Origin of the sequence: Streptomyces sp. SID5910 (assembly GCF_009862125.1) — a bacterium.
GTDB lineage: Bacteria > Actinomycetota > Actinomycetes > Streptomycetales > Streptomycetaceae > Streptomyces.
This window is the reverse complement of the sequence record NZ_WWHX01000798.1, coordinates 1-367: the sequence shown is the minus strand read 5'-3', so window position 1 is coordinate 367 and position 367 is coordinate 1. Positions and strand designations below refer to the sequence as shown.

The window sequence follows — 367 nt, the reverse complement described above, 5'->3', positions numbered from 1 at the left end:
ATCTCGCTCATGTCGTTCACGATGACGGCGACCCGCAGGCCCTCGCGGTTCGACAGCAGGTGGTTGAGCAGAGTGGTCTTGCCCGCTCCGAGGAACCCGGAGAGGACGGTCACGGGCAGGCGGTCGTGCGGCATGCTGCGTCAGTCCTCCGGGTGGAGAAGGCCGCGCTCGTAGGCCTTCCGCAGGTGCTGAGGCACCAGATAGGTGCTTCCGTCGACGGTGACGGGGACGAGCGCCGGGGTGGTCGCGCGCCACTGAGCGCGGCGGTGACGGGTGTTGCTGCGGGACATCTTGCGCTTGGGAACGGCCATGACGGTCCTTTCGTCGGTGAAATACCGGGGTGGGGTGGGGTGGGGGTCAGCGGGTG

The 367-nt window shown here is 68.1% G+C and carries 2 protein-coding genes; both read right to left on the bottom strand.

All coding sequences use genetic code 11. The features are described 5' to 3' along the window. The coding region (locus GTW67_RS28040; protein ID WP_161167558.1) for a GTP-binding protein at positions 1–134 on the bottom strand (134 nt) is incomplete at its 3' end. Positions 135–140: 6 nt separating this feature from the next. After that, the gene (gene rpmF / locus GTW67_RS28035) at positions 141–311 is read right to left on the bottom strand and encodes a 50S ribosomal protein L32 (protein ID WP_161167557.1); all 171 of its coding nucleotides are present in this window, start codon (positions 309–311) and stop codon (positions 141–143) included. Positions 312–367 lie beyond the last annotated feature (56 nt).